This window comes from Sphingomonas sp. CFBP 13733, assembly GCF_014841795.1.
GTDB lineage: Bacteria > Pseudomonadota > Alphaproteobacteria > Sphingomonadales > Sphingomonadaceae > Sphingomonas > Sphingomonas aerolata.
In genome coordinates, this window is sequence record NZ_JACYUP010000006.1 from 50,399 (window position 1) to 76,594 (window position 26,196).

The 26,196-nt window shown below is 67.8% G+C and carries 26 protein-coding genes and 1 riboswitch; of the genes, 6 read left to right on the forward strand and 20 right to left on the reverse strand.

Annotated elements, in window-relative coordinates:
* Positions 1-69: 69 nt before the first annotated feature.
* On the forward strand, positions 70-2,676 hold the full coding sequence (locus IFT71_RS17295) for a glycoside hydrolase family 9 protein (protein WP_192142494.1): 2,607 nt from the start codon (positions 70-72) through the stop codon (positions 2,674-2,676).
* A gap of 19 nt (positions 2,677-2,695) precedes the next feature.
* Here IFT71_RS17295 and IFT71_RS17300 read toward each other — a convergent pair whose 3' ends face one another.
* The 5 genes from IFT71_RS17300 to IFT71_RS17320 form a co-directional block, all read right to left on the reverse strand.
* Entirely contained in the window at positions 2,696-3,763 is a 1,068-nt protein-coding gene (locus tag IFT71_RS17300) for a 5-(carboxyamino)imidazole ribonucleotide synthase (RefSeq protein WP_192142496.1), read from the reverse strand.
* Positions 3,764-3,774: 11 nt separating this feature from the next.
* Positions 3,775-4,230 carry a 5-(carboxyamino)imidazole ribonucleotide mutase gene (gene purE / locus IFT71_RS17305; protein ID WP_192142644.1) on the reverse strand — a complete coding sequence of 152 codons (456 nt, stop codon included), beginning with the start codon at positions 4,228-4,230 and terminating at the stop codon, positions 3,775-3,777.
* Between the two features lie 243 nt (positions 4,231-4,473).
* Positions 4,474-5,160, reverse strand: coding sequence for a 2,3-diphosphoglycerate-dependent phosphoglycerate mutase (gene gpmA / locus IFT71_RS17310; protein WP_192142498.1), 687 nt, complete (start codon positions 5,158-5,160; stop codon positions 4,474-4,476).
* Between the two features lie 91 nt (positions 5,161-5,251).
* Positions 5,252-6,388, reverse strand: a complete 1,137-nt coding sequence (locus IFT71_RS17315) for a M14 family metallopeptidase (protein WP_192142500.1) — start codon at positions 6,386-6,388, stop codon at positions 5,252-5,254.
* Between the two features lie 11 nt (positions 6,389-6,399).
* Positions 6,400-7,014, reverse strand: coding sequence for a hypothetical protein (locus IFT71_RS17320; protein WP_031395071.1), 615 nt, complete (start codon positions 7,012-7,014; stop codon positions 6,400-6,402).
* A 157-nt stretch (positions 7,015-7,171) separates the two neighbouring features.
* On the opposite strand from IFT71_RS17320, the gene ykgO reads away from it, so the two are divergent.
* From ykgO to IFT71_RS17335, 3 genes are all read left to right on the forward strand, one after another.
* The gene (gene ykgO / locus IFT71_RS17325) at positions 7,172-7,297 is read left to right on the forward strand and encodes a type B 50S ribosomal protein L36 (protein ID WP_003046794.1); all 126 of its coding nucleotides are present in this window, start codon (positions 7,172-7,174) and stop codon (positions 7,295-7,297) included.
* A 4-nt stretch (positions 7,298-7,301) separates the two neighbouring features.
* Positions 7,302-7,937: an HAD family hydrolase gene (locus tag IFT71_RS17330; protein ID WP_192142645.1), complete on the forward strand. Its 636-nt coding sequence runs from the start codon at positions 7,302-7,304 to the stop codon at positions 7,935-7,937.
* Between the two features lie 287 nt (positions 7,938-8,224).
* Complete coding sequence (locus tag IFT71_RS17335) at positions 8,225-8,920, forward strand: murein L,D-transpeptidase catalytic domain family protein (protein WP_031439528.1); 696 nt, start codon at positions 8,225-8,227, stop codon at positions 8,918-8,920.
* On the opposite strand, the gene IFT71_RS17340 is transcribed toward IFT71_RS17335, so the two are convergent.
* From IFT71_RS17340 to IFT71_RS17365, 6 genes are all read right to left on the reverse strand, one after another.
* Positions 8,917-9,999, reverse strand: coding sequence for a glycosyltransferase family 2 protein (locus IFT71_RS17340; protein WP_192142502.1), 1,083 nt, complete (start codon positions 9,997-9,999; stop codon positions 8,917-8,919). The two genes, IFT71_RS17335 and IFT71_RS17340, sit on opposite strands and share 4 nt — an antisense overlap.
* A 98-nt stretch (positions 10,000-10,097) precedes the next feature.
* The gene (locus tag IFT71_RS17345; protein ID WP_192142504.1) at positions 10,098-11,918 is read right to left on the reverse strand and encodes a DUF885 domain-containing protein; all 1,821 of its coding nucleotides are present in this window, start codon (positions 11,916-11,918) and stop codon (positions 10,098-10,100) included.
* Between the two features lie 80 nt (positions 11,919-11,998).
* Positions 11,999-12,298: a hypothetical protein gene (locus IFT71_RS17350; protein ID WP_031439525.1), complete on the reverse strand. Its 300-nt coding sequence runs from the start codon at positions 12,296-12,298 to the stop codon at positions 11,999-12,001.
* A 17-nt stretch (positions 12,299-12,315) separates the two neighbouring features.
* On the reverse strand, positions 12,316-15,165 hold the full coding sequence (locus IFT71_RS17355; protein WP_192142506.1) for a M16 family metallopeptidase: 2,850 nt from the start codon (positions 15,163-15,165) through the stop codon (positions 12,316-12,318).
* A gap of 152 nt (positions 15,166-15,317) precedes the next feature.
* Complete coding sequence (locus IFT71_RS17360) at positions 15,318-16,433, reverse strand: extracellular catalytic domain type 1 short-chain-length polyhydroxyalkanoate depolymerase (protein WP_192142508.1); 1,116 nt, start codon at positions 16,431-16,433, stop codon at positions 15,318-15,320.
* Between the two features lie 113 nt (positions 16,434-16,546).
* The gene (locus IFT71_RS17365) at positions 16,547-17,395 is read right to left on the reverse strand and encodes a shikimate 5-dehydrogenase (RefSeq protein ID WP_192142516.1); all 849 of its coding nucleotides are present in this window, start codon (positions 17,393-17,395) and stop codon (positions 16,547-16,549) included.
* 83 nt (positions 17,396-17,478) lie between these two features.
* Between IFT71_RS17365 and IFT71_RS17370 the strand changes: the two genes are divergently transcribed.
* Positions 17,479-18,879 (forward strand): UdgX family uracil-DNA binding protein, encoded by a 1,401-nt coding sequence (locus IFT71_RS17370; RefSeq protein ID WP_192142518.1) that lies wholly within the window; start codon positions 17,479-17,481, stop codon positions 18,877-18,879.
* A 53-nt stretch (positions 18,880-18,932) separates the two neighbouring features.
* Entirely contained in the window at positions 18,933-19,565 is a 633-nt protein-coding gene (locus tag IFT71_RS17375; RefSeq protein WP_031439961.1) for a DedA family protein, read from the forward strand.
* Here IFT71_RS17375 and IFT71_RS17380 read toward each other — a convergent pair.
* The 9 genes from IFT71_RS17380 to IFT71_RS17420 form a co-directional block, all read right to left on the reverse strand.
* Positions 19,556-20,248, reverse strand: a complete 693-nt coding sequence (locus IFT71_RS17380; protein WP_056408912.1) for a DJ-1/PfpI family protein — start codon at positions 20,246-20,248, stop codon at positions 19,556-19,558. The genes IFT71_RS17375 and IFT71_RS17380 overlap by 10 nt on opposite strands.
* 18 nt (positions 20,249-20,266) lie before the next feature.
* Positions 20,267-20,344: riboswitch (ZMP/ZTP riboswitch) on the reverse strand.
* Between the two features lie 77 nt (positions 20,345-20,421).
* Positions 20,422-20,889 carry a hypothetical protein gene (locus tag IFT71_RS17385; protein WP_056408911.1) on the reverse strand — a complete coding sequence of 156 codons (468 nt, stop codon included), beginning with the start codon at positions 20,887-20,889 and terminating at the stop codon, positions 20,422-20,424.
* A 113-nt stretch (positions 20,890-21,002) separates the two neighbouring features.
* Positions 21,003-21,575 carry a demethoxyubiquinone hydroxylase family protein gene (locus tag IFT71_RS17390; RefSeq protein WP_042466726.1) on the reverse strand — a complete coding sequence of 191 codons (573 nt, stop codon included), beginning with the start codon at positions 21,573-21,575 and terminating at the stop codon, positions 21,003-21,005.
* The gene (locus IFT71_RS17395; RefSeq protein ID WP_031395676.1) at positions 21,572-22,054 is read right to left on the reverse strand and encodes a disulfide bond formation protein B; all 483 of its coding nucleotides are present in this window, start codon (positions 22,052-22,054) and stop codon (positions 21,572-21,574) included. Before IFT71_RS17395 ends, IFT71_RS17390 begins: the two co-directional genes overlap by 4 nt.
* Before the next feature lie 20 nt (positions 22,055-22,074).
* Entirely contained in the window at positions 22,075-23,409 is a 1,335-nt protein-coding gene (locus tag IFT71_RS17400) for a S41 family peptidase (protein ID WP_031439957.1), read from the reverse strand.
* Between the two features lie 112 nt (positions 23,410-23,521).
* Positions 23,522-24,709, reverse strand: coding sequence for a murein hydrolase activator EnvC family protein (locus tag IFT71_RS17405; protein WP_342212689.1), 1,188 nt, complete (start codon positions 24,707-24,709; stop codon positions 23,522-23,524).
* 2 nt (positions 24,710-24,711) lie between these two features.
* A complete protein-coding gene (locus IFT71_RS17410; RefSeq protein WP_031395979.1) occupies positions 24,712-25,134 on the reverse strand; it encodes a 23S rRNA (pseudouridine(1915)-N(3))-methyltransferase RlmH in 423 nt (140 codons plus the stop codon).
* A 16-nt stretch (positions 25,135-25,150) separates the two neighbouring features.
* Complete coding sequence (gene rsfS / locus IFT71_RS17415) at positions 25,151-25,564, reverse strand: ribosome silencing factor (protein ID WP_031395980.1); 414 nt, start codon at positions 25,562-25,564, stop codon at positions 25,151-25,153.
* Positions 25,565-25,577: 13 nt separating this feature from the next.
* Positions 25,578-26,180: a nicotinate-nucleotide adenylyltransferase gene (locus tag IFT71_RS17420; RefSeq protein ID WP_192142520.1), complete on the reverse strand. Its 603-nt coding sequence runs from the start codon at positions 26,178-26,180 to the stop codon at positions 25,578-25,580.
* Positions 26,181-26,196: the final 16 nt, after the last annotated feature.

Here is a 26,196-nt window from a genome sequence, read left to right on the forward strand (position 1 = left end):
GTTAGCGCTATAGTCTGAGTAAGAATGACCGGTCAGAGACCGGCGACATTGGGACGTGGGAGAGGGTATATGACGGGAACTGCTTGGTTTTGCCTGCTGGGGACACTGGTTTCGACCGCGACGCCGGGGGTGGCGCTTGCACTGCCGCGGTACGCCGCAGCCCCACAGGATGCCACCGCACGACCACGCATAGTCCCTGCCCGCACGGGTCGGGCTGCACGCCCGGACGCGGTTGCACCGACGCTTGGCGAGGCGGGCTATTACGAGGCGCCGGCCGTCAACGTGCTGGTCTTCTCGAACTGGTACGACGGACTGTTCGCCGATTCGAAGATCAGCGGCGTCGAGATCATCCAGCAGGGCGAACGGATCGCGACCAATGGCGATGTGCGCCTGTCCGCCACGCCGGGGCAATGGGATGCGACCGCGCGATTCGTCGACCGGCAGGTCGATCGCGCGGCCGGCACCGTCACCGTCACGCTCGAATATCCCGATTATAACTGGCGATACCGGATCCGCTCCTCGACCAAGGGCGCGGCGGTCGCGCTGGCGGTGATCCTCGACACGCCCGTTCCCGCGACGCTTGCGGGCAAGGCGGGATTCAACCTCGAATTTCTCCCCGCCGCCTATTTCCACCACGGCTATCTCGCCGACGATCGCAGCGGCGTCTTCCCGCTGCACCCCGCCGACACGATGACCGCAACGCCACAGCGCAATGCGGCGAGCGGTCGCGCCGAGGGGCCTGGCGCAGAACCGAACGCCATCGCGCAGGGCACCCGCTTCGTCCTCGCGCCGGAGGATCCCGCCCGCCGCGTGACGATCCGGTCGAGCGCGCCGGTGCAGCTGTTCGACGGTCGTAATCAAGCGCAGAATGGCTGGTTCGTGCTCCGCTCGCTCCTCCCCGCCGGGCGGACCGGGACCGTGCTCGAATGGGAGGTCCAGCCGAACAGCGTGCCGGGCTGGCTGCGCGCGCCCGTGATCGCGCATTCGCAGCTGGGCTATGCCTCCGGTGCGCGCAAGGTCGCGACGATCGAGCTTGATCGCAACGATCGCACGACGGCACCGGCGCGGTTGCTGCAGGTCGGCGCCGATGGCAGCACGACCACGGTCAAGACCGCACCGGCGACCCGCTGGGGCGACTATCTGCGCTACAGCTATCGCCAGCTCGATTTCAGTGACGTCCGCCAGCCCGGGCTCTACATGCTCGAATATGGCGCGACGCGCACCGCACCGTTCCGCATCGCCGACGACGTCTATGCGGGCGCATGGCATCCGACGCTCGACGTCTACTTCCCCGTCGCGATGGATCACATGTACGTGAACGAGGGCTATCGCGTGTGGCATGGCGACGCGCATCGTGACGATGCACGCCAGGCGCCGCTGAACCACGAGCATATCGACCTCTACGCGCAGGGGCCGACCACCGACACGAAGTACAAGCCGGGGGAGCATATCCCCGGTCTCGCGGTCGGCGGCTGGTTCGACGCGGGCGATTTCGACATCCGCACCCAGTCGCAATATCAGGTCGTCCGGTCGCTGGTCGACACGTGGGAGCAATGGCGCCCGACGCGCGACACGACCGCGGTCGACTGGACCCGTCGCCGGACCGAGATCCACGTCCCCGACGGCACGCCCGATCTGCTCCAGCAGATCCGCCACGGCACGCTCCAGCTCGTTGCCCAGTTCGATGCGGTCGGCCATGCGATTCACGGCATCGTCGAGCCCGACGTCGCGCAATATACGCATCTCGGCGACGCATCGACCAAGACCGACGGAATGATCCACGATCCGGCGCTGAAGCTCGGCGAGGAGCGCGGTGGCCGCAGCGGCACCCCCGATGATCGCTGGGCCTTCACGACCAAGGCGTCGGCGCTCAATTATGGCTCGATCGCCGCGCTCGCCGCCGCATCGCGATCACTTGCCGAAGCCGATCCGACGCTGGCCAAGACGGCGCTGGGAATCGCGACGCGCATCTGGGCGGAGGAGCAGACGCATGCCCCCGACCTGTACCGGCACGGCAACACCACCGGGGGCCCGCTCGACTCGGAGCGGTTCGCCGCCGCTGTCGAGTTGCTGCGCACGACCCGCGACCCGCGCTATGCCACCGCGGTCCAGACGCTATGGCCGGCGATGGAGCGGCGCTTCGCGTTCAACCTGCGCGACGCCGTCGCCGCGATCCCGCTCATGCCGCAAAGCTATCGCGAGGGCATGATCCCCGCGGTCCGCGCCTATGCGGCCGCGACGGTCAAGGCGGCCTCAGCAAACCCGTTCGGCGTGCCGATCACGACGGGGGGCTGGGCCGGAAGCGGCACGGTGATCGCCGGTGCGCTGAACACCTATGCGCTGCACAAGGCGTTCCCCGAGATCATGCCCGCCGATCCGGTCTTCCGCGGTGCGGAGTTCCTGCTGGGGCATCACCCCGGTTCGGACATCTCGTTCGTGTCGGGCGTCGGGACACGATCCAAGGAGGTCGCCTACGGCAACAACCGCGCCGACTTCTCGTTCATCGCCGGCGGCGTGGTGCCGGGCGTCCTGATCGTGAAGCCCGATTTCCCCGAAAATCACGAGGACTGGCCGTTCTTCTGGGGCGAGAATGAATATGTCATCCCCGAAGGCGCGATGTGGATCGAACTCGCGCACGCGGTTCAGGATCTCGCGGGCAAGCCCCCGGCGAAGTGACGCGCAGCGGGTGCCGCGCCTAGCGCCGCACTCGCGTGACGTGACCCATCTTGCGGCCGGGCCGCGCCGTCCCCTTGCCGTACAAATGAAGATGCGCGCCCGGTTCGGCGAGCAGATCCTGCCAGCGGTCTGCGTCGCTGCCGATCAGGTTCTCCATCGTCGCCTCGCGCCCGGTAAGCGTCGGCGCGCCGAGCGGCAGCCCGCAGATCGCGCGGATATGATTCTCGAACTGCGAGCATTCGGCGCCCTCGATCGTCCAGTGCCCCGAATTATGCACCCGCGGCGCCATCTCGTTGAACACCGGGCCGTCCGCGCCGACGAAGAATTCGCAGGCCAGCACGCCGACATAGTCGAGCTCGGTCGCGATCCGCTCGGCGAGTGCCGCCGCCTCGTCCGCCTGCGCCAGCACGGCGGCGGGCGCGGGCACCGTGGAGTGCCGCAGGATCGCATCGCGGTGGAGGTTGAGCGGCGGCGCGTAGCGGACGATGCTGCCATCCAGCCCGCGCGCGATCAGGATCGAGAATTCATGCTCGAACGGCACGAACGCCTCGAGCACCGCGGGGCCGCCGATCGCATCCCAGGCGTCCTGCGCACCCTCGGGCGCGTCGATCTTCACCTGCCCCTTGCCGTCATAGCCGAACCGCGCGGTCTTGAGCACCGCGGGCGTCCCGACCCGCGCCAGCCCCTCGCGCAGGCTCGCGAGGCTGTCGACCGCCGCCCATTTCGCGGGCCAGCCACCGACGCTCTCGACGAAGCGCTTCTCGCCGATCCGCTCCTGCGCCACCCGCAAGGCGCGCGGGCTCGGATGCACGGGCACACACTCGGCGAGCCATTCGACCGGCTCGACCGCGATATTCTCAAATTCGTAGGTCACCACGTCGCAGGCGTCGGCAAAGTCAGCGAGCACGATCCGGTTGTGATAATCGGCGCGCGTCATCGTCGAGGCGGACTGCGCGGCGACGCTTTCCTGGTCGGGGGCGAGCACATGCGTGTGATAGCCGAGCTGCGCTGCGGCGGTCGCGAGCATCCGGCCGAGCTGACCTCCGCCAAGGATGCCGATGGTCGATCCGGGGGGAAGCGGCGTCATGTCGGCGTCTTTCAGGCTGGGTCGGTGGCGACGGAATCGGTCTGCGCGGCGCGCCAGGCTTTCAGCCGCTCGGCCAGCGCGTCGTCGGCGGTCGCGAGGATCGCCGCGGCGAGCAGCCCCGCGTTTATCGCGCCGGGCTTGCCGATCGCCAGCGTGCCCACCGGGATGCCGCCGGGCATCTGGACGATCGACAGCAGGCTATCCATGCCCTTCAGCGCCTTGGATTCGACCGGTACGCCGAGCACCGGCAGATGCGTCATCGAGGCCGCCATGCCGGGCAGATGCGCCGCGCCGCCCGCGCCCGCGATCAAGACCTTCAGCCCCCGATCGGCGGCGGTCGTCGCATAGTCGTAGAGCCGCTGCGGGGTCCGATGCGCGGACACGACCCTGGTCTCGTACGCGACACCGAGCGCATCGAGCGTCTCGGCGGTGTGGCGCATCGTCTCCCAGTCGGAGGTGCTGCCCATGATGATGCCGACTAGAGCCAATTTCGCCCCCCGCTTCAGGAAGCGCCGTGCCTAGCGACGCGGGGGGACGAGGGCAACGCTGTTGGTGGCATCGTACGGATCGACCGGCAAACGCGATTGCCACCATTTCCGACCGCACTCCCCGGCGGAGGCCGGGGTCCAGTTGGGGGATGCCGTTAACGAAGCACGGCGCCCCGTCACTGCTACTTTTCCAACTGGGCCCCGGCCTTCGAGAAGAAAGGCTTACCGCTCGCTCAGATAATAACGATCGGTCGCGTTCAGGTTCGCGTCCAGATCGTACACGATCGGCTGACCGGTCGGGATCTCGAGGCTCGTGATCTCGTCGTCCGGGATGTTGGACAGGTGCTTGACCAGCGCGCGCAACGAATTGCCGTGTGCCGAGATCAGGACGCGCTGCCCGTCCTTCAGCGCCGGCGCGATCCGCGCGTCCCAATAGGGCAGCACGCGATCGATCGTGTCCTTCAGGCTTTCGGCCTTCGGAATCGCGATGCCGTCATACCGCCGGTCCTTCGACAGGTCGAACTCGCTGCCATCCTCGAGCGGGGGCGGCGGCACGTCGAAGCTGCGGCGCCAGATATGGACCTGCGCGTCGCCGTGCTTGGCGGCGGTCTCGGCCTTGTCGAGCCCGGTAAGCCCGCCATAATGCCGCTCGTTCAGCTGCCAGTCCTTCTCGACCGGCAGCCACAGCCGCCCCATCGCCTCGAGCGCGATGTTCAGCGTCTTGATCGCGCGCGTCTGCAGGCTGACGAAGGTCTGGTCGAAATCGAGCCCCTTGGCCGCCATCAGCTCGCCTGCCGCCTTGGCCTCGCCCTCGCCCTTGGCGGTCATGTCGACATCCCACCAGCCGGTGAAACGGTTTTCGAGGTTCCAGCTGGACTGGCCGTGGCGGATCAGGACGAGTTTGGGCATGCGGGCTCCTGCAATGGCGAAGGACGAAATGGAAATGCGGCGATTGCCCCCTAACCGTCATCCTGACGAAAGTCAGGCTGACGGTTAGGGATCAGATCGTGTCGATTACATCCGCGAGCGTCTCGAGCATGGCATGCGCAAGCTGCTTCGACCGTTCCGGCGACCAGCCATATTCGGCATCGGGATTCGCGTCGTGATCCTTGAACGGCATCTCGAGCGTCATCGACACCGCGCCGAAGCGCTCGGCAAGCTGGTTGGTCGACATCGACAGGTTGGCGGTGCCGGGCGCGGATTTGGGATAGCCCTTCTCGGTCTGGAAGTCGGGCGTGTGCGCCGCGAGCCGGCGGCCATAATCGTAAAATTTCTCGCCATGTGCATCGGTCCAGGAGGGGATGCCCTCATAGCCCGCGATGAAGTTCGCCGGGATCGCCTCGTCGCCATGAATGTCCATCGCGACGTCGACGCCGGTCACGTCCATCGCGTTGCGGACGCACAAGACTTCGGGGCTCTTTTCCGCGCTCGGCGTCGCCCATTCGCGGTTTAGGTTCACGCCGGCCGCATTGGTGCGCAGATGCCCGCGGTATGTGCCGTCGGGGTTCATGTTCGGCACGACGTGGAACGTCGCCTTTTCCAGCAGCGTCGCGGTCACCGGGTCGGCCGAATCGGTCAGCCGCTCCAGCGCGCCTTCCATCCACCATTCGGTCATCGATTCGCCGGGATGCTGGCGGCCATAGATCCAGACCTGCTTGGGCCCGGTGCCGATCGTGAAGGCATCGATCGCCTGCCCGTCGAGCGACTGGCCAAGCTCGCGGTGCGTGACGCCCGGCAGCAGGGCGGTCCGCGCGACCAGCGCCGCATGCATCTCCATCGTGTACGGCGCGAAATAGGCGAACCAGGCGAGGTCGGTATCGGCGGTGAAATCGAATTCGAGCACGCCATCGGCGTAACGCGTTTCGATCATCCGCCACGCCTGCCGATCGGTGCTCGCCCGCGCCTTGTAACCGGGCCAGCCGAACGGATAGGCCGAACTACCGGCATTGAGAATCCGGTAGGTCAGCGTCCGGCCCGCCGCCCCCGCCACGCGAAAGTAGAACCACTGGAAATAGTCGGAGTCGCGGTCCTTGACGATTTCCAGGTCGATCCGGTCGCCATCGACCCGCACGAGGCGGATATTGCCGCCATCGAAGGCGGCGTTGATGGCGAGAGGCGTGGTGGCGGCGGCGGTCATCGGGCGATCGTTCATTTCACCTGGATAGTGCGACCGGACTCGCCGGGGAACCCCGCGAACAGCGCGCTGGCGAGCTTTTCGGCCTGGATCTGGCTCGTCGCATCGGGCTTCCTTGCGTCGGCGAAGGTCTGCGCGCGCCCCTCCCAGACTGGCGACTGGTCGAGCGACCGCTTGATCGTCACCGCCATTTCGGTGACCAGGATCGCGTCGCGGCCGCCCCCGCCGATCGGGAAGCCGACCCCGCCGCCGAGCCCCACACCGCCGCCGCCCCGGCCGCCACTGAAGCCACCGCCGCCGATGCCGACGCTGAACGGCGACCGCTTGGGCGGCCCGGCCTGGGTGGTGCGGGTAAAGGCGACGGTCGCGATCAGCATCGGCTTCGCACCCGGCGCGGGCGGGTTGTACCCGACCTTGATCAGCTGCCCCTGCACGGCAGCGGCATAGCTCTTGAACTCGAGGCTCGCCGGCGCGCCCGCGGTCAGCGGCTGTACCGCGATCGTGCCGCGGTCGAGCGGCTCGCCGAGGTGATAGCGCAAGACCTCGGTCGGCGGCAGCGACGGACCGGTCGCGCAGGCCGTGAGGGATGCGCCCGCCAGCGCGAGAACCATGATCGAACGAACCGCCATCGGGACTTCCTTAGAATGTTGCGCTACAGTAACGCTTGGACCAGCCGGGAGGGTTCCCGGCTGGAACGAGTGCGTCTGTTGCTTGACTTGGACACACCCCGCCATTAGGCGATCCCGTCTTTCCGCACACCTAGATTTGAAAAGAAGCGAATCGATCATGAAGATCCGCAATTCCCTGAAGTCGCTCAAGGATCGTCACCGCGATAACCGCGTGATCCGTCGTCGTGGCCGTACCTACGTCATCAACAAGACCAACCGTCGCTTCAAGGCACGCCAGGGCTAAACCCCTGAAGACCAGCGTCATTTTTGACGTCGGTCGTGTCCTGTACGATTGGGATCCCCGGATCCTGTACGAGCGCCTGATCGATGACGATCGGGCGCTCGACGCGTTCCTGCGCGATGTCGTCACGATCGACTGGCATTTCCAGCATGATGCTGGCCGCGACTTCGCCGACACCTCGGCGGAGCTTGCCGCTTTGCATCCGCAGCATGCCGACCTGATCGCCGTCTGGGGCCCGCGCTTCAGCGAGAGTATCGGCCCGGCGATTGCGGGGATGCACGAACTCGTCCGCGATCTCGACGCAGCCGACGTACCGCTGTTCGCGATCACGAATTTCAGCCACGAATTCTGGCCGCCGTTTCGCGCGCGCGAATCGGCGATGTTCGACCGCTTCCGCGACATCGTCGTGTCGGGCGACGAGAAGATCGTGAAGCCCGACCCCGCCATCTATCGGCTCGCGCTCGATCGATTCGGTGTGCGTGCGGACGAGACGGTGTTCGTCGACGACAATCCGGCCAATATCGCCGCCGCACGCGCGCTAGAGATCGAATCGGTGCTCTTCACCGATGCCGCCAGCTTCCGCTCGCGACTCGTCGAGCTTGGCCTGCCAATTGCCGCTAAGGGCGAAACGCCCCCGCGCTGAACCGTGCGCGCACGACGATGCGCGCCCGTACTTCCCATCGAAACGCCCCAAGACCGCGCATCGGATGTGCCGCGTCAGGACCGATCGTGTCGCCTGATATGGCAACCCGCTCCGACGCCGCTGGCCAGCCGGAGAGTCACCTCGCCGCGCACGCGCCTACGACGAACCGCCTCCTTCCCGGGGCGGACAGAAGGAACATCACGACAACTGGTGGAAATGGTTGAGGAATGTTCATCATTTCTACGCTATAGAGAGGGTCACGGGATTGGGGTTTTTCGGGAATTTCGATGTACGATGAACAGGGCGCACGGCGAGATCGTCGTGCCATTCTAAAGAACGGTCTAGTATTGGCCGGTGCACTTGCAGTTCCGAGTGCGGTATCTGCAACACAACGTCTTACGGCACGCGATTTGAAGCCGATGACTCAGCCACCATTGCCGCGTTCGCCGGCGATGCCGATTTCGTCGTCGCGCGTCGTGCGCCCCGAATTGCTGCGCCAGGCGATGGCCGCGCTGGGTCGCAACGGCAGCCGGATCCCGCATCACGACCGGATCGCGATCGCCGATTTCACCGCCTCGTCGTCGCAGCCGCGGTTCCACTTCGTCGACCTCGCCAGCGGCCGCAGCACGTCGCTGCTCGTGTCGCACGGCAGCGGCTCGGACCCCGCGCATACCGGCTATCTCGAGCGCTTCTCGAACGCGTTCGGCTCGAATGCGTCGTCGGAAGGCGCCTTCGTGACCGACGATTATTATGTCGGCAAACATGGTCGGTCGCAGCGGCTGATCGGGCTCGATCGCACCAACAACAACGCACTCGGTCGGGCGATCGTCGTCCATTCGGCCTGGTATGCGAACAAGGACATGATCGCGTCGCACGGCATGCTCGGCCGCAGCCAAGGCTGCTTCGCGGTCGGCGAGAAGGACCTAGACCAGGTGTTTGCACGCCTCGGCCAGGGCCGTATGATCTTCGCCGCGAAGGTCTAAGGCGCACACGCCGGTTGGCGCATCGCGCGGCGTACGCCGCCGATCGCCCCGGACCATAGCAGCGCGGGCAGCCCGGCATAGCCAAGCCCGAGATGCGCCGGCCGTGCGGCAAGCAGGTCGGCGACCTCCAAAGTCCCCGCGCGCAGGCCGGCCCGCCCGACACCGCGCCAGCGCCGCGCGGTTTCCCACCGGATCAGCCGGCGATCCTCCCCCGAACAGTGATGCCGTGTGAGAAACTCGGCCTGGATCGCCCCCAGTGCGCTGCCCAGCGCCGTCAACGCAGCACGATCGCGCACCGGGCGCCGTGCCAGGACATGCGCCACGATCAGCGCCGCGATCCGGTCCACCTGTTCGCCGAACAGATCGGCATGCCGCTCGGCCAGAATCTCCGCGGCCACGGTCTCCATCTGCTCGGTGAACCGCTTCGAGACCCCGCCCGCGTGGACCCGGTACACCATCAGCGGCTCGTCGAGGCGTGCGATCGCGCCAAACCGGCGGATCCGCTGATACAGGTCGAAATCCTCCGCATAGAGCCGCTCGGGCCGCATGAACGGATCGAGCCGCCGCGCCGCGTCGGCCCGGATCATGACCGATGACCAGATCAGCGGGTTCTCGATTCCTGTCAGCCAGTCGATGAGCATGGGCGTGGTGATCGCGGCATGGTCGGAAGGCCTGATGTCGCCGTCGATCAGCAGGTCCGCCGCCGTCCCGAGCAGCACGGTCGCAGGGTTCGCCTCCAGATACGCGACCTGGCGGGCGAAGCGGTCGGGGCGACAGAGATCATCGGCATCAAGCGCGGCGATATAGCGGCCTCGCGCTGCAGCGACCCCGGCGTTGCGCGCCAGCACGGGGCCGCCATTGACCGGCATCGCCACCAGCCTGACGCGCGGATCGGACCAGCCCGCAACGCAGGCACGCGTCGCGTCAGTCGAGCAGTCGTCGACGACGATCACCTCGAAATCGGTGAAAGACTGCGCGGCGAGGCTGTCGAACGTGGCGGGCAACAAGGCTGCGCCATTATACACCGGCATGACGACGCTGATGACCGGATCGGGCCTTGGGCGGACGGCACGCGTCATCGAGGGGGAGCACTCGGCATTCCCCTCCCCTTGCACGGTCCGGCTTTAACGGGCGATTACGTAGAGTTACGCGGCCCGCCGCTCAGCGCGCCCTTCGCTCAGCCCTTCGCGATCCAGGCATCGCCGATCTCGCGCAGCATATCGAGCGGCACGCGACCATAAGCGAGCACCGCCGCATGATAGGCCTTGAGGTCGAACGCATTGCCCATCTTCGCCTTGGCGCGCTCGCGGATATCGACGAACACCGAATGGCCAAGCTTGTAGCTCGCCGCCTGCCCGGGATTGACGCAATAGCGCTCGACCTCGCGCGTCGCGAAGCCCTCCGCCTCGCCTTCCGCGTCGATGAAATGGCGGATCGCCTGTTCGCGGGTCCAGCGCAGGTGATGGATGCCCGTATCGACGACGCAGCGGTTCGCGCGGAACAGCTGGAATTTCAGATAGCCGAGCCGCCCGAGCGGATCGTCGTCATACATCCCGATCTCGTCCGCGAGCTGTTCGGCGTAGAGCGCCCAGCCCTCGCCATAGCCCGAAAAGCTCGTCATCTTGCGGATCAGCGGCAGCCGCGTGTTCGACAGCGCGAGCCCGCTCTCCATCTGATGCCCCGGCAGCCCCTCGTGATAGACCGTCGTCGCGAGGCAGAATTTGGGCCAGTCGGCGCTGTCCTTCAGGTTGAAATAGACCAGCCCCGGCCGCGAGCCGTCGATCGCCGGCGGCTGCGCGAACGCAGCGGCCGCACCGGCCTCGGTCTGCGCGGGCACGCGGCGCACCTCGAACCCGTAAGGCGGCATCCGCTCGAACACGCTCGGCAGTTTCGCGCGGATCGCCGCGAGCCGGTCGTTGCAATAGGCGATCGCCTCGCGCTTGCCCGCATCGGTGTTGGGATAGAGCTGGTCGGGATTCTTGTAGAGCGCCGCCATCCGCGCACCGATGCTCCCCTTGCTGTACCCCTGTTTGCGCAACAGCGTATCGAGCTGCGCCGACAGCATCTTCGCCTGGTCGAGCCCGAACCTGTGCACCTCGTCGGGTGACAAATTGGTCGTCGTCGTTGCGTGCAACGCGGCGGGATAAAAGGCGGCGCCCTCCTTCAGCTTCCACACGCCGGCATCATGCGTGGCCGCCCGGCGGAGGTCGCGGGTCGCCGCGATCTGCCGGTCGAGCGCGGGCAGCACCGCCGCGTCATAGATCCGCGCGGCATCGCGGCCATAGCTTTCGCCCAGCCCCTTGGCCGCCGCGCGCCGGACGAGACTCTGCACGACCAGCGCCTCGCTTGCGGGCTGGCGCGTCTTGGTCATCTGGTCGAGCGCGAGGTCGAGGATGAAGTCGGGGGCGACCACGCCGACGCCCGCGTCATGCTGCATGCGCGCGGTGTTCGCGTCGATCTGTCCGGCAAACGCCTGGAGCCGCTGCAGATAGGCGTCGGCGTCGCCCTTCGTCTCGATCCGGTGCTTGGTGTCGAGGAAATCGGGCACCGACTGATACGCACCCGACAGCTGCGACACGACATAGGGGCTGGGGCCATAGGACGTGCCGCCGAAATCGAACGCCTGCACCGCCGCCGCCGACCGCCGCGTATAGATCACGCAGTCGAGGTCGATCCGCTCCGCTGGCGACAGCCCGGCGCGGTCGATCGCCGCAAGCTGCGCCAGCTCGGCCCTGGTCTGCGCCCGCGCCGCGGCGATCCCCGCCGCCGACTGGTCCGACAGCTTCGCGCGCAGATCGGCGTTGGCGCCGGTATCGAGCCCGAGCGAGGTCGCACTCTCGGGACTGCGCCGCAACTGCGCCTGGACGAGCTGGTCGAACAGCCGCGACAGCGGCGTCGCGGGCGTCTCGGCTGCCTGCGCGAGCGCCGGTACCAGCGACGCCGCGCCGCCCAGCATCGTGCCCGCAAGCACCGCGCGGCGATGGATCTTCAAACTCATCCCACTCTCCGAAATGCAAACGGCCCGCCTTCCACCGGGAAGACGGGCCGTTCTTCGTCACGTCATGATGCCAGAGGCGATCAAGCGGTGCGCGTTCCCGACAGCGGGAAGCTGCCAAATGCGCCCGCACCGACGGTACCGGTCATCGTGTCGCCATCGACGGTCGCCTTGCAGTCGAGCGTCATCGGCATCGGCACGGTCATCGCCTGCTTCCAGCTCAGCGTGTCGCCATCGACCTCGCCGGTCACATCCATGCCGCCCATCGCACCCGACACCGCGCCCGAAAAGCTGGTGTCCGCGCTGTTCACGGTCAGCGTCATCTTCTGATCGCCGAGCGGCGACTTCACGACGCAATCCCAGCTGCCATCGACATTTGCCATGCTATTCTCTCCTTCGATTACTTGGCCTTGGCCGCAAGCGGCGTCACCGGAACCACCGGCAGCCCCGCGACCGAAGCCGCGCTCACGACCTCGACCGGCAACCCCAGGCTGTCAAGCTGCGGCTTGACCGTCTTGGCATCGCCGACGACCACCCAGGTGAATTTCTTCACGTCGATCACCCCCGCGATCGCGGTGTTCAGCTGCGGCAGGGTCAGCGCGCCGTAGCGTCGCGTGATCGTCGCGTAATAATCGTCGGGGCGCTTCAACAAATCATTCTGCTGCATCGCGCCGAGCACCGCGCCCGACGTCTCGAAGCTGCCGGGCAACGCGCGAATCCCGCCGTCGATCGCCAGCCCGAATTCGGTCTGGGTCATCGGCTTGGTCGTCACGAACTGCGTCACGTCCTGCTGCAACGCGGTGATCGACGGGCCGGTCTTGTCCGCCTGCACCCCGGCCGAAATGCCATAGGGCGCATCGAACGCGGCCGTCTGGAACCGCCCGCCCGCGCCGTAGGACCAGTGCTTCTCCTCGCGCAGGTCCATGTTGATCCGGCTGAGGAAGCTGCCACCCAGCGCATCGTTCGCGGTGTTGAACACCAGCATGTCGTCGCTGCCCTTCAACCCGGTCCGCTGGCCCGCGAGAATCAACGACTGCGGGCTGTTGGGCCGGTCGACCAGCACGATTTTCGGCGTCAGCGGGGTGCGCGTCGTCGGGAAGCTCTTGACGCCCGCCGGCCCCTGCGCCGTCCAGTCGCCAAACCCGCGGTCGAGCACCGCCCTGACCTCGGCGAGCGGGCGGTCGCTGACGACGAAGATCTTCGCCTTGTCGGGGCGCAGCCACGCCTGCTGGAACGCGATCAGGTCGGCGCGCGTCAACGCGGCGACCGCCTTCGGATCACCGCCACCCTGTGCCTTGCCGTAAGGGGTATCGCCGTTGATCAGCTTGCCGATCACGCGGTTGCCCAGGCCCTGCGGGCTGGTCAGTTCCTGCTGGATCCCGGCCAGCTGCTGATTGCGGACTCGACCGACCTCCTCGTCCGCGAAGGCCGGATTGCGCGCGATATCCGCGAACAGCGCGACCGCGGGCGTCAGGTTCGCGCTCGGTACGCTCATCGACAGCGTCGTCCGGTCGAGCGAGGTGCCCGTCCCGATCGACGCGCCCAGCCGCTCGCGCGCCTCGGCCAGCGCGATCCCGTCGAGCGTCCGCGTCCCCTCGTCCATCACGCTCAGCGTCAGCTGCTGCGTGCCGAGCTTGTCCGCGACATCGGCGGCATAGCCCGCGTCGAAGCTCAGCACCGCCTGCGTGATCGGCACCGCATCGCGACGCGCATAGACGAGCTCGATCCCGTTCGACAGCCGCGCGCGCTCGACCGCAGGGAAGGCAAGCCCGGTCAGCGTGCCGACCGCGGGGATGCCGCCGGCGCGTGTGCCCTTGACCGGCGTCTCGGCCGCGGGCTTCACCGCGACCGCAGGCGGCACGACCGCCTCCTCATATTTGTCGCGCTCGCCGTCGACCACGGTCAGCGTGTAGGCGGGGCGCGTCAGCCAGCGCGTCGCGGCCGCCTTGACGCTTGCCGGCGTCTGCGCTGCGATCGCCGCCAGCTCCTTCTTGTAGTGGCCCGGGTCGTTCGCATAAAGCGCGCCGCCCGCCAGCGCGACCGCCTTGCCGCCGAACCCGCCGACCGATTCATAGCCGCGGATCCGGCCCGCAACCGCCTGGGTCTGGACGCGCTGGATCTCGTCCGCGGTCGGTCCGGTCTTCAGGAAGTCGGCAAGGATCTCGTCGAGCCGCTTCGACACGACCGCGGGATCGACGCCCGGCCGCACGATCGCGCGGATCGTGAACATGCCGATCTGCGCCATGTCGCTATAGCCGGCGGACACGTTGACCGCGAGCTTCTCCTTGCGGACCAGCGCATTGTCGAGCCGCGACGAGGCGAGCCCGCCCAGCACCGTACCGCCGACGTCGAGCGCCGCGGCATCGGGATCGAGCATCCCCGGTACCGCCCAGTTCTTGGTGATCATCACCGCGGCGACACGGTCCTTCATCACCTCGTTCACCGGTGCGGTGAGTGTCGGCACGGTGACGGTCGGCAGGACCGACTTGGGGCCCGTCTTGATATCGCCGAAATATTTCTCGACCAGCGGCTTTGCGGTCGCCGCATCGACATCGCCCGCGAGCACCAGCACCGCATTGTTGGGGCCGTAATGCGAGCGGAACCAGTCCTTCACATCGGCAAGGCTGGCGCGGTCGAGATCCGCCATCGACCCGATCGGGGTGTGGCCATAGGGCGTGTCCGCGGGGAACAGCCCGCCGAACAGCTTGTATTGGACGAGGCCGTAAGGCTGGTTGTCGCCCTGGCGCTTCTCGTTCTGGACGACGCCGCGCTGCTCGTCGAGCACACCTTGCGTGATCGCGCCGGTCAGATGCCCCATCCGGTCGCTCTCGAGGAACAGCGCGCGCTCGAGCGCAGCGGCGGGGACCGTCTCGAAATAGTTGGTCCGGTCGAACGAGGTCGTGCCGTTAAAGTCGGTCGCCCCGACCTCCTTCAGCGGCGCGAAGAAATCGCCCGGCGCATTCTCGCTGCCGTTGAACATCAGATGCTCGAACAGATGCGCAAAGCCCGTGCGGCCCTGCGGCTCGTGCTTCGACCCGACGTCATACCAGACCGACACCGCGACGACCGGCGCCTTGCGGTCGGTGTGCACGATCACGCGCAACCCGTTCTTCAGCGTGAACTGCTGATAGGGAATATCGACCGAGGTGACGAGCGTGGCGACCGGTGCAGGCTTTGCGACCTGCGCGCCAACCGGCGCGACAAGCGCGGCGGTGGCGACGCCAGCAAGGGCCAAGAGCTTCAACGACATGGATTTTTCCCCGGAATACGACGACTGTTATACCAAGGTATAACAGTGGATCGCCACCCCGCAAGCCGCCGCCTTCGCGGTTGGCGCGGATCTCGATCGATCCTCGGCGCCACGACCTGCGCCGGCCGCCCGCACCGTCGCCGGGTCCGCGCCTAGCGCAGCAGCCCCGCAGCGCGGAGCGCACCGTTGATCATGTCGCCGACCTGCGATCGGCCCGGACTGTGGCTCCATGGGTGCGGATGCGGCGATGCGGGCTTCGGCTTCGCGCGGGTTGCCGCCGCGCGCGCCGATGGGCGCTCGATCAGCCCGAAGAACGCGGCGCTGTGCAGCGTCGACGAGATCCCCGCCTCCAGCATGTGCGGACCCGGCTGGCCGAGGCCGTCGGCGCCCGTCGTGGCCAGCGGTGTGCCATGGCCCAGCCCGCGGATCCGATACTCCTCGACCGCGGCACGGCGCTGCGCGTCGCGCCAGAGGCGATGGGCATGGCCTTCGACCTGTTCGACCTCGTCGGGTGCGTAGGCGAGCCCGTGCACGCCGCGCCACTGTGCGATGATCGCATCGGCATTGGCAGGCACCACGGTCGCGTCGGCATCGCCGTGCCAGACCGAGACGCGTGGCACGCGTCCGCCGGCCGGCGCCGCGCCGTCGACCAGCGCGGCCAGCGCGGAATCGGCGGGCAGGCCGCGCCCGCGCATCCGGTCGAGCGCCTGCGACATCGAGGTCGCGGTGCCATAGGGAAGACCTGCGATAATCGCCCCGGCAGCGAACAGCTCGGGATAGGTGGCGAGCATCACGCCAGCCATCGCGCCGCCGGCCGACAATCCCGTTACATAGATGCGGTCGGGATCAATCGCGACGTCCCGGACCATCGTTGCGATCATCGACCGGATCGACTGCGCCTCACCGCCACCGCGGCGAATGTCCTCGGCGTCGAACCAGTTGAAGCAGAGATTGCCGTTATTCGCGCGCTGCTGCTCGGGATAGAGCACGGCGAACCCGTGCCGGTCGGCGAGGTCGGACCAGCCTGCCCCCCGGTCGTACCCCGTGGCGGTCTGCGTGCAGCCATGGAGGACCACGACCAATGGCATCCGCCGGTCGGACGTCGCCTCGGGCACATAGGTCAACGCACGCAACGCGCCGGGATTCGCGCCGAACGATTCGAGCGGACGCAGGCGCGAGTCCTCGCCCTCCGGCTGCTCGGCGAAGCGCGCCGCCGCGGCGCGTCGCGCCTGCGCCAGTTGCGCGAGTGTTTCCGAAAGCCTGGCCATCGATCGTCCCGTCATGCGCGCCCGACGCCTTGACGCCCGGCCCCGTGAATGGTGCAGTGCAGCATATCTTGTGCCGCCCCTGCCCGATCACAAGGGCAAATCGCCGCCGGAGCTCAGCCGTGAGCCCGCGCGAAGGCGGCGGCGTCGGCGACCTGCGCGTCGGTCGGGCGGATGCCGGTGTAGAGCACGAACTGCTCGAGCGCCTGAAGGATCGCGACCTCGGTGCCGGTGATGCAGCGTTTCCCCGCCGCCGCTGCGGCGCGCAGGAACGGCGTTTCCGGGGGATATTGCACGACGTCGAACGCAATGGCGCTCGTCGCGATCATCGCCGGCGGAAAGGCGAGCGCGTCCGCATCGGCTCCCGTCATCCCCATCGGCGTGACGTTGATCAGCAGGTTCGCCTGCTCTTCGGTGTGAAGATCCGCGGCCCATGCGAAGCCATAGAGATCGGCGAGCGCGCGCCCGGCGGGTTCGTTGCGCGCGACGATGACGCCGTTGCGAAACCCCGTGTCGCGCAATGCCGCGGCGACCGCCTTCGCCATCCCGCCCGACCCGCGCAGCACGAACCGCGTTGCCGGGTCGATATCCACGATCAGCGCCGCGACCGCGGCATAATCCGTGTTGTGCCCGGTCAGCACGCCATCGTCGTTCACGATCGTGTTGACGCTGTCGATCGCCGCGGCCGAGGGCGCGAGTCCATTGAGCAGCGCGATCACCGCCTCCTTGAACGGCATCGAGATCGCGCAGCCGCGGATGTCGAGCGCCCGGATACCGCGCACCGCGCCCTCCAAGTCACGGGTCGAGAACGCCTTGTAGACATAGTCGAGCCCGGTCAGCGCATAGAGCCGATTATGGAACCGGGTCCCGAAATTGCCCGGTCGAGCGGACAAGGACATGCACAGGCGTGTATCGCGCCCGATCAGCGGACGAGCGGGTTCCGGGGCTGAGGTCTGTTGGGTCATCACCATAAAATAGGACGGCGATCCGCCGGGGTCGAGATACAAGCGCGGCGGAACAAGCGCCGCTACCCGGCGTAGAACCGGCGATGCGCGTCGTGACCCTTGCCGAACCGGACGATTTCGATGGCTGGCGCGATGCAGCGCGCGGCCTGATGGCCGATGACGTGCCCCCCGACGACGTGGTGTGGCAGGTCGGTAGCGCCCCCGCCGACCTGTTCGGGACGGTGCCACCGGATCCTCCTGCAGCATCCGCGCCGCGGGCTGCCTCCGCGACCGTCTCGGTCCCGCGCGCGTTCCTCGATCTTGCCCGCAGCGTCATCCTCGGCAGCGACTCGGAGCGGTTCGCGTTGCTTTACACGCTGCTCCACCGCCTGCGCCGGGAACCCAAGCTGATCGAGGATCGGGCCGATCCGCTCGTGCGACGGCTTGACCGGATTGCGAAGGATGTCCGCCGCGACATCCACAAGATGCGCGCGTTCCTGCGCTTCCGCGAGGTCGAGGAAGAGGGCGCAACCCGGTTCGTCGCCTGGTTCGAACCCGATCACCACATCGTCCGCGCCAACGCCGCCTTCTTCGTCAATCGCTTCGCGAGCATGCACTGGTCGATCCTGACCCCCGAGGTCGCGATCCACTGGGACGGGACGATGCTCAGCGAAGGGCCAGGCGCCAAGAAGACCGACGCACCCGAGGGCGACCCGACCGAAGAGGTCTGGAAGACCTATTACGCCAGCACCTTCAACCCCGCGCGCGTCAAGATCGGCGCGATGTTGAAGGAGATGCCCCGGAAATACTGGAAGAACATGCCCGAAACCGATCTCGTCCCCGGCATGATCGCCACCGCACAGGCACGCGAGAGCGGCATGATCGAGCGCGCCCGCGACGTCGTCGGCGGTAACAGCATGATCGCCTGGGAGGCGCTGCGCGACGAGGCCGCGGGCTGTACCCGCTGCCCGCTCTACAAGCCCGCGACCCAGACCGTGTTCGGCGAGGGACCGATCGACGCGCCGCTGATGTTCGTCGGCGAACAGCCGGGCGACCAGGAGGATCTTGCCGGGCGGCCGTTCGTCGGCCCCGCCGGTCAGATGTTCGATCGCGCGATGGCGGAGGCGGGACTCGACCGCAGCCGCGCCTATGTCACCAACGCGGTCAAGCATTTCAAGTTCGAGCAGCGCGGCAAGCGGCGCATCCACGCCAAGCCCGGCGCCGGCGAGATCGAGGCCTGCCGGTGGTGGATCGAGCAGGAGCAGATGCTCGTCGCGCCCAAGGTGACGATCGCGCTCGGCGCCACCGCGGCCCGCTCGCTGTTCGGCAAGGTGATGACGATCGGCAAGGAACGCGGCCGCGCGCTGCAGCTTCCCGGCGGCGGCGAGGCATGGATCACCGTCCATCCCAGCTACCTGCTGCGCCTGCCCGACAAGGTTCAGGCCGACGAGGAATATGCGCGATTCGTCGAGGATCTGCGAATGGCCGGCACGCGGCTGGCCTAGGCGAACCGATTGGCCCTTCCCTTCGCGCGCCGCATCGCGCAAATCCCCGCGCCATGTTCGAAAAGATTCTGGCCGTGCTGGCCACCTTCACGATCTGGGTGATCTCGTCCGGCGGCTATGTCGGCATCGCGATCCTCATGGCGATCGAAAGCGCGTGTATCCCGCTTCCATCCGAGATCATCATGCCGTTCGCCGGCTATCTGGTGTCGACCGGCCGGTTCGACCTGTATCTCGCCGCCACCGCGGGCGCGATCGGGTGCAACCTCGGCTCGATCGTCGCCTATGAGGTCGGCAAGCGCGGCGGTCGACCGATGGCCGAGCGCTGGGGTCGCTATGTCCTGATCGGGCCGGGCGAGCTCGATACGGCGGACCGGTTCTTTGCGCGCTGGGGCAGCATGGCGGTGCTGATCGGGCGTCTGCTCCCCGTCATCCGCTCGTTCATCGCCTTTCCGGCGGGTGTCGCGCGGATGAAGCTCGTGCCCTTCCACCTCTACACCTTCATCGGCTCCTGGCCGTGGTGCTTCGGGCTTGCCTGGGTCGGCATGAAGCTCGGCGACAAATGGGACAGCGACCCGCGTGTGAAGGCCGCCTTCCACAGCGCGGACCTGCTGATCGGCATCGTCCTGATCGCGCTGGTCGGCTTCTATATCTGGCACCGCGTCCGCGGGCTGAAGCGTCACCCGTAACCACGACGCCGGGCAAGCGCGCGCAGGTCTTCGTCACGCGTCGGTGCCAGCGCCTGCACACGCCGCTGGTACGCGGCGACGATCTCCGGCCCGGCCTGTGCGGGTGAGCCGCTGTCAAACGGTGGCTGGGGATCATATTCGAGCGCCAATTGCACCATGCGTGCATGCGCCTCGCCGCGGATAAGCGCGATCAGCGTCAGCGCAAAGTCGATGCCCGCCGTCACACCGCCGCCGGTGACTCGGTTCCGATCGACCACGGTGCGCGCGTCGACGGGGATCGCACCGAAGAGCGGCAACATGTCACGCTGAGCCCAGTGGCACCCCGCGCGGTACCCGTCGAGCAATCCTGCGGCACCCAGGATCAACGAGCCGGTGCAGACACTGGTGACCCATGTCGCGCCTGCCCCGACGGCCCCCACCCATGCCATCGCTTCGTCGTCGGCGATGACGTCGTTGAGTCCGAAGCCTCCCGGGACGCAAAGGATGTCCGCGTACGGCACCTCGGCAAAGATCGCGGTCGGAAGGATCGAAAACCCGGCGTCGGTTGGCACCGGATCGCGCGTCTTCCAGACAAGATCGACCTGCGCCTCGCCAAGCCGCGACAGGATCTGGGCAGGACCGGTGAGGTCGAGCTGGGTGACGTTGGGAAACAGCAGGAAGGCGATACGAAGAGGGTCGCGCATGGCACAGGCTCCGTCCAGAGGGGCTGCCCAGGCGCGCGGCGGAACCGTCCGCGCTTCCCCGTGGTGATCCACTCGGCGCCAGTCACGCGGACGAGCCGACGCTATGCGGTTGTCTTTGACGACGCAACAGCATCGACGGGTTCGCGCCCTGCACGCAAACCGGTCGCGGCAGCTTAGGGGAGGACGGGCACCTCGGCTGCACGCTCCTTGTTTTCGCGGCGCGCTTCGCGAACGCGCTGCCCGAAGCATCCGGTTGCGCCGCCCGGCCCGACGGTCGAACAACTGCCGATGCTGTTCGCACCGACACCGGTGCCAAGCGTACCCTGCGCCTTGGCCGCCCAGCTCTCATTTTCGGGCGTCACGGCGAACTCGCGCAACTCCTTGGGGACGCGATATTGCTCCTGCGCGCTGCGACGCACGCAGATGACGATTTCCTCGCCCTGTGCATTGGTCGGGCAGCGCTCGTTGCCGAACAGCGTGAGCACGCCGTTGACCGGCGCGCTGCGCGACACCTCACCCGGCGCGGAGGCGGGCTTGGCTGCGGGGGCACCGGGCTTGGCCGGGATGGCCGCACCCGACGTCACCGTCTGCGCCGCCACCGGGCCGGCGACCAGCAAGGCCGCCGCCATCATCATCCTCATACGCACCACTCCCATAATCCGTATCTGTTGGCCGACAGGATCGGCGATCGTCGGTGGCCCTAGGCTGAACGCCGCAAGGCCACGCGTTTCAGTCCCAACGGCTGGCGCCGCGGTCAGATCCGTTTCGCGGTCGCGATCGCGACCTTGCACCCCAGCCGGATCAGCGCGCTCATCACCGGATAGCCGGGGGTTTCTTCCGCCCCGGCAGCGATCGCGGTCGCCTTGTGCTCCAGCTCCTCGGCCTGGAAATCGAGGATCGCGGCGCTCAGTTCGGGATCGCTGTCGCCCAGCGCGACGAGTTGCTCGGCATAATGCTTGTCGATCTCGGTCTCGACCGCCGCGGTGCAGGCCATCGCGGCACGCGGGCTGATCGCGGCCGTGACCGCGCCAAGCGCGAAGCCCGCGACCTTCCAGATCGGCTGCAGCACGGTCGGCCGCACACGCCGCTCGACGATCATCCGGTCGAAGAACGCGCGGTGGCGTTCCTCCTGCTGCGCCATGTGATGGATCAGGCGCGACGACGGATGCCGGTCGCCCAGCACCGCGAGCTGCCCTGCATAGATGCGGATCGCGCCATATTCGCCGGCCTGGTCGACGCGGACCATCGCCTCGCTCGGATGCTTGCGATCGCCCGGCTTCCAACCGGTGCCGCGCGGGACGGTCGGGATCGGGGTTGCGGTGGTCATCGTGTCTTCCTCATCAGCACGAAGATGGTGATCGCGCCGCCCAGGGAAAAGATCGCGTTGAACCCGGCGAGCGAAATCCCCGCCAGCGACCACTGCGCCGAATCACAGCGCACCATCGGCGCGTTCATGATCGCGGCGAGCCGTTCGGCCGGCGTCGTGCCCGCCATCGACACCGTCGTGGTGCAGGCGGTGATGCCGTTCCACCAGTGATATTCGACCCCGGCATGGAACAGCCCGATCGCGCCGCTGATCCCGATCAGCAATGCCGCGACGAGCACCAGCGAGGCGCGCAGCGAGCGCTGCGGCACCACGAACGTCGCCGCCGCGAGCAACACCGCCGAATAATGCGGCCAGCGCTGCCAGTGGCACATCTCGCACGGATAGAGCCCGCCCAGATATTGCGACCCGAGCGCCCCCAGCAACAGCAGCAGCGGCAGCACGAGCGCGATCGACCGGGCGATCTCCTCGTTCTTGGTCATCCCCAGCCCGCGGCGTACGCTCACTTGACGGGTGCCTTGGTCGCGGCGGCGACCTGCGCGGCGCCGCCGAGCCGGGCGACCGTCTTCAGCGCATAATAAAGCTGGAAGTCCTCGACCCCCTGCTTCTTCAGCGCCTCGGGCGTCGCCGAGAAGCGCGGATCGTCCTTGGTATCTTCCTCGAGCACCGCATTGTCGGCCTTCACCTCGTTGATCAGGTGACGACGCAGGTCGGCCTCGCGGAACACCGGGCGCGCCTTGTGATCGGGGTCGCTGATCTGCGGCACGCGGATATCGGGTTCGATCCCACCCTCCTGGACCGACCGGCCCGACGGCGTGAAGTAGCGCGCGGTCGTCAGGCGCAACGCGGTCTCGGGGCCGAGCTGGAGCACGGTCTGGACCGATCCCTTGCCGAACGTGCGTTCGCCCATGATCAGCGCGCGGTGGTGGTCCTGCAGCGCGCCGGCGACGATCTCGGAGGCCGATGCGGTCCCCGGATCGGTCAGCACGACGACCGGCAGGCCATGCGCGTCGTCGCCGGGCTTGGCATAATAGCGCTCGATATCCGTCTTCTCGCGGCCGCGCTGCGACACGATCTCGCCGTGATCGAGGAACGCGTCGCTGACCGCGATCGCCTGGGTCAGCAGCCCCCCGCCATTCTGACGCAGATCGACGACATAGCCGAGCGGACGGTGCCCCAGCGACTTGTCGATCGCCATGATCGCCGCGCGCGTGTCCGCGCCGGTATTCTCGCTGAAGGTGTTGATGTTGATATAACCGACATCGCCGCGGACTTCCCATTTCACCGGCTTCTGAACGATGATCTCGCGCAGCATCGACACGTCGAGCGGCTTGTCGCGACCCGGCCGGACGAGCCCCAGCGTGATCTTGCTGCCGGGCTTGCCGCGCATCTGTGCGACCGCCTCGTCGAGCGAATCGCCGTAGATCAGCTTGCCGTTGATATGCGTGATGTAATCGCCCGACTTGACGCCCGCGCGTGCGGCGGGGGAATCCTCCTGCGGCGTGACGACCTTGATCGCGCCGTCCTCCATCTGCACCGTCAGGCCGAGGCCGCCATAATTGCCCTCGGTCATGATCCGCAGATTCTCGTAATCCAGCGCATCGACATAGCTCGAATGCGGGTCGAGGCTTGCGAGCATCCCCTGGATCGCGCCCTTGATCAGCGTCTTGTCATCGACCTTGTCGACATATTCCGCCTTCACGCGGTTGAAGACGTCGAGAAACTGGTCGAACTCGCGATAGGTGTCGGTATCGACCGCCGCCATCGCCGAGGTGGCCAGCGGCACGAGGGTCAGCGCGCCGAGGATGGCGGTAGCGGTAAGGATCGGACGTGGCATCTAAGGTCCTGAAACCGGGGGAAGGCACAGCGTAGCGGTATAGTGCGCGCGGAGCAAAGCCGCGACGGTCTTCGCGGTCTGGCGAATGGACGCCCGACCGGTTCTTGGTTGATTAGCCGATCAATGCGGCCGCGTCGACGGGTCGCCCGCGCCGCCGAAGCTCGACCGTGATCAGCGGATCCTCGCCCCCCGGCGCGGTGCCGATCCGCGATCCGGCGGCGACGCGGACGCCCGGTTCCACCCCGGTGTCGGCAAGCCCGGTCAACAGCGTCGTCCAGCCATCGCCATGATCGAGGATCACGATCCGGCCATAACCGCGAAACGCCCGGGCGTAACGGACGATGCCCGCCGCCGGCGCCACCACGCGCGCGTCCGGTGCGACCGCGAAGGTCAGGCCGCGCGATCGCACGCCCACATCGGACACCGCGTCGAAGCCGGTGACGAGCCGACCGCGTACGGGCAGGCGATAGGCACCGCGGACACGGGCCGCGGGGATGCTGCCGGGGGCAAGCGGGCGCGGCACCGGCCCCGCCAGCGCGGCCAGGTCGAGCGCGGTCGCCTCTGCACTGCCCGACTCGGCGAGGCTGTCGACCAGGTCGCGCGCGCGTTCGCCCAGCGCGATCGCGCGATCGGATTCGCCGATCGCGCCGCGCCCCAGGGCCTGGCTGCGACGGCGATGCGTCGCCTCGAGTTTGGCGAGCGCGACGCGTTGTGCCTCGAGCCGGATCCGTCCGTCACGCAGCGCGCGTGCCGCCTGCGCTGCGCCCGCCTGCAGGCGCCGGGTCCGCCGGAGCGCGGTGCGCACCGCGTCCGCCCGCAGCCGGACCGCAGGCAGGGCGGTGCCCAGAACCGCACGGACATGGACGAGATCGTCGACCGATCCGGGCTGCGCGACCGCGACGATCGTCGGCCGCCGCGCGAGCGATTGCAGCGCCGCCAGCAAACGTGCGATCGGGGACTGGACGACGCCCAGGGCCGCGCGCTGTTCGGTGAGCAACTGTTCGAGGATCGCGAGGCGGATCCGCGCGGCGGCGATGTCGGCGCGGGTCGCGTCGATCCTCGCGGCCATTGCGCGCGCCTCGGCCTTGGCGCGCTCGGCGGCGTCGCGCTCCTGCGACGCGGCGGCGGCCAGACGCTCGGCACGTATCGCCGCGATCCGCGCGCCGCGTCTCGCCTCGATCAGTCGCTGCTGCGGTGTCGCCGCCGCGCTCGCGCGCGGGGTGGCTGCAAGACCAAGGGCGAGCGCTGCGAACAGCAACAGCACCGCCGATGACAGGCGCGATGACGCGGTGATCCGCACGATCAGCCTTCGCGGTGATACGGGTGGTTGGCCAGGATGCTCGTCGCACGGAAGAGCTGTTCGGCGAGCATCGCCCGCGCGAGCAGATGCGGCCAGGTCGCGCGGCCGAAGGAGACCAGCAGGTCGGCCTCGTCGCGCGCGGCGTCGTCGAACCCGTCGGCCGCACCGATCATGAACCGCGCCTCGCGCACGCCGTCGTCGCGCCACCGCTCGAGCACGCGCGCGAACGCCATGGACGACAGCACGTCGCCCTTCTCGTCGAGCAGGATCCGCCGGGTCTGGTCGCCGACCGGGGGAATCCGCCCGCCCGTGTCGGGAAGCTCGGACACCTTGGTCGGCCAGGCGATCCGTTTCAGATAGCGATCGACGAGCTCGGCTTCGGGCGATCGCCCGATCCGGCCGCGGGCGACGATATGCAGCAGCATCGCCCGCGCACCCGGGTCAGTCTTGGTCGGACAGGTCGGCGAACGGAGCAGTGGGCGGCGTCGGCGCATCGCCGAACGCCCACATCCGCTCGAGATTGTAGAAGCTGCGGACTTCGGGGCGGAACAGGTGGACGATGATGTCGGTGGCGTCGATCAGGACCCAGTCCGCGGTCGGCAGCCCCTCGATCTTCACCGGACGCTTGAACTCGGCCTTGATGCGCTCGGCCAGCTTCTGCGCCATCGAGGCAACCTGGCGGGTCGAACGGCCGCTGGCGATCACCATGTAATCGGCGATGCTCGTCTTGCCCGCGAGCGGGATCGAGATCGTCTCGACCGCCTGGTCGTCGTCGAGCGACGCGAGGATCAGGCGATGCAGCGCCTCAACCTCTTCGGGGTCGGTCGCGCGAGGGGCAGTAGGGGAAGTGGCCAAGTCAGCTCCTGGGTCAGGTTACCGGCCCGGCAACATGCTGGAACCAGTCGGGATTTTCGGCGCGCAGGCCGGTTGCGGAGGTCGGGTCGGGTCGGAAGCGCAACAGCACAAGGGCCGGCAATCTCCACGTCGTCCAGCTCTTCGCATGGTCTGTGCGCCGTTGGAAGCGCCGCAGCCAACCCATCGCGGGGGCCGCGAGGGCGCGCCCGTCATATCCCGGCCGAGCGATTACCGCAATCGGAACCTCGCGGGCTATCGCGCGCCAGTTCTTCCACCGGTGGAAGTCGGCGAGATTGTCCGCGCCCATCAGCCAGATGAAGCGGATCTTCGGATGGCGCCGCCTGAGCTTGCGGATCGTGTCGAGCGTATAGCGGGTGTGGAGCCGGGTCTCGATATCGGTGGCGCGGATCGGGGCGCGCCGCGCCATCCGCCGGGCAGAGGCGAGCCGCGCCGTCAGCGGCGCCATGTCGCGCGCCGCCTCTTTCAGCGGATTGCCCGGCGAGACGAGCCACCACGCCTCGTCGAGCGCCAAGGCCTCGATCGCCGAAAGCGTGATCGCGCGGTGCCCCCGGTGTGCCGGGTTGAACGAACCGCCGAGAATACCGATGCGGGTCATGGCGTCACGCGCGACG

Excerpts from the sequence above, each read along its gene's own strand:
- IFT71_RS17295 (WP_192142494.1), top strand. The coding sequence starts at position 70 with ATGACGGGAACTGCTTGGTTTTGCCTGCTGGGGACACTGGTTTCGACC.
- IFT71_RS17300 (WP_192142496.1), bottom strand. The coding sequence starts at position 3,763 with ATGACGCCGCTTCCCCCCGGATCGACCATCGGCATCCTTGGCGGAGGT.
- purE (WP_192142644.1), bottom strand. The coding sequence starts at position 4,230 with ATGGGCAGCACCTCCGACTGGGAGACGATGCGCCACACCGCCGAGACG.
- gpmA (WP_192142498.1), bottom strand. The coding sequence starts at position 5,160 with ATGCCCAAACTCGTCCTGATCCGCCACGGCCAGTCCAGCTGGAACCTC.
- IFT71_RS17315 (WP_192142500.1), bottom strand. The coding sequence starts at position 6,388 with ATGACCGCCGCCGCCACCACGCCTCTCGCCATCAACGCCGCCTTCGAT.
- IFT71_RS17320 (WP_031395071.1), bottom strand. The coding sequence starts at position 7,014 with ATGGCGGTTCGTTCGATCATGGTTCTCGCGCTGGCGGGCGCATCCCTC.
- ykgO (WP_003046794.1), top strand. The coding sequence starts at position 7,172 with ATGAAGATCCGCAATTCCCTGAAGTCGCTCAAGGATCGTCACCGCGAT.
- IFT71_RS17335 (WP_031439528.1), top strand. The coding sequence starts at position 8,225 with ATGTACGATGAACAGGGCGCACGGCGAGATCGTCGTGCCATTCTAAAG.
- IFT71_RS17340 (WP_192142502.1), bottom strand. The coding sequence starts at position 9,999 with ATGACGCGTGCCGTCCGCCCAAGGCCCGATCCGGTCATCAGCGTCGTC.
- IFT71_RS17345 (WP_192142504.1), bottom strand. The coding sequence starts at position 11,918 with ATGAGTTTGAAGATCCATCGCCGCGCGGTGCTTGCGGGCACGATGCTG.
- IFT71_RS17350 (WP_031439525.1), bottom strand. The coding sequence starts at position 12,298 with ATGGCAAATGTCGATGGCAGCTGGGATTGCGTCGTGAAGTCGCCGCTC.
- IFT71_RS17355 (WP_192142506.1), bottom strand. The coding sequence starts at position 15,165 with ATGTCGTTGAAGCTCTTGGCCCTTGCTGGCGTCGCCACCGCCGCGCTT.
- IFT71_RS17360 (WP_192142508.1), bottom strand. The coding sequence starts at position 16,433 with ATGGCCAGGCTTTCGGAAACACTCGCGCAACTGGCGCAGGCGCGACGC.
- IFT71_RS17365 (WP_192142516.1), bottom strand. The coding sequence starts at position 17,395 with ATGACCCAACAGACCTCAGCCCCGGAACCCGCTCGTCCGCTGATCGGG.
- IFT71_RS17370 (WP_192142518.1), top strand. The coding sequence starts at position 17,479 with ATGCGCGTCGTGACCCTTGCCGAACCGGACGATTTCGATGGCTGGCGC.
- IFT71_RS17375 (WP_031439961.1), top strand. The coding sequence starts at position 18,933 with ATGTTCGAAAAGATTCTGGCCGTGCTGGCCACCTTCACGATCTGGGTG.
- IFT71_RS17380 (WP_056408912.1), bottom strand. The coding sequence starts at position 20,248 with ATGCGCGACCCTCTTCGTATCGCCTTCCTGCTGTTTCCCAACGTCACC.
- IFT71_RS17385 (WP_056408911.1), bottom strand. The coding sequence starts at position 20,889 with ATGAGGATGATGATGGCGGCGGCCTTGCTGGTCGCCGGCCCGGTGGCG.
- IFT71_RS17390 (WP_042466726.1), bottom strand. The coding sequence starts at position 21,575 with ATGACCACCGCAACCCCGATCCCGACCGTCCCGCGCGGCACCGGTTGG.
- IFT71_RS17395 (WP_031395676.1), bottom strand. The coding sequence starts at position 22,054 with ATGACCAAGAACGAGGAGATCGCCCGGTCGATCGCGCTCGTGCTGCCG.
- IFT71_RS17400 (WP_031439957.1), bottom strand. The coding sequence starts at position 23,409 with ATGCCACGTCCGATCCTTACCGCTACCGCCATCCTCGGCGCGCTGACC.
- IFT71_RS17410 (WP_031395979.1), bottom strand. The coding sequence starts at position 25,134 with ATGCTGCTGCATATCGTCGCCCGCGGCCGGATCGGGCGATCGCCCGAA.
- IFT71_RS17420 (WP_192142520.1), bottom strand. The coding sequence starts at position 26,180 with ATGACCCGCATCGGTATTCTCGGCGGTTCGTTCAACCCGGCACACCGG.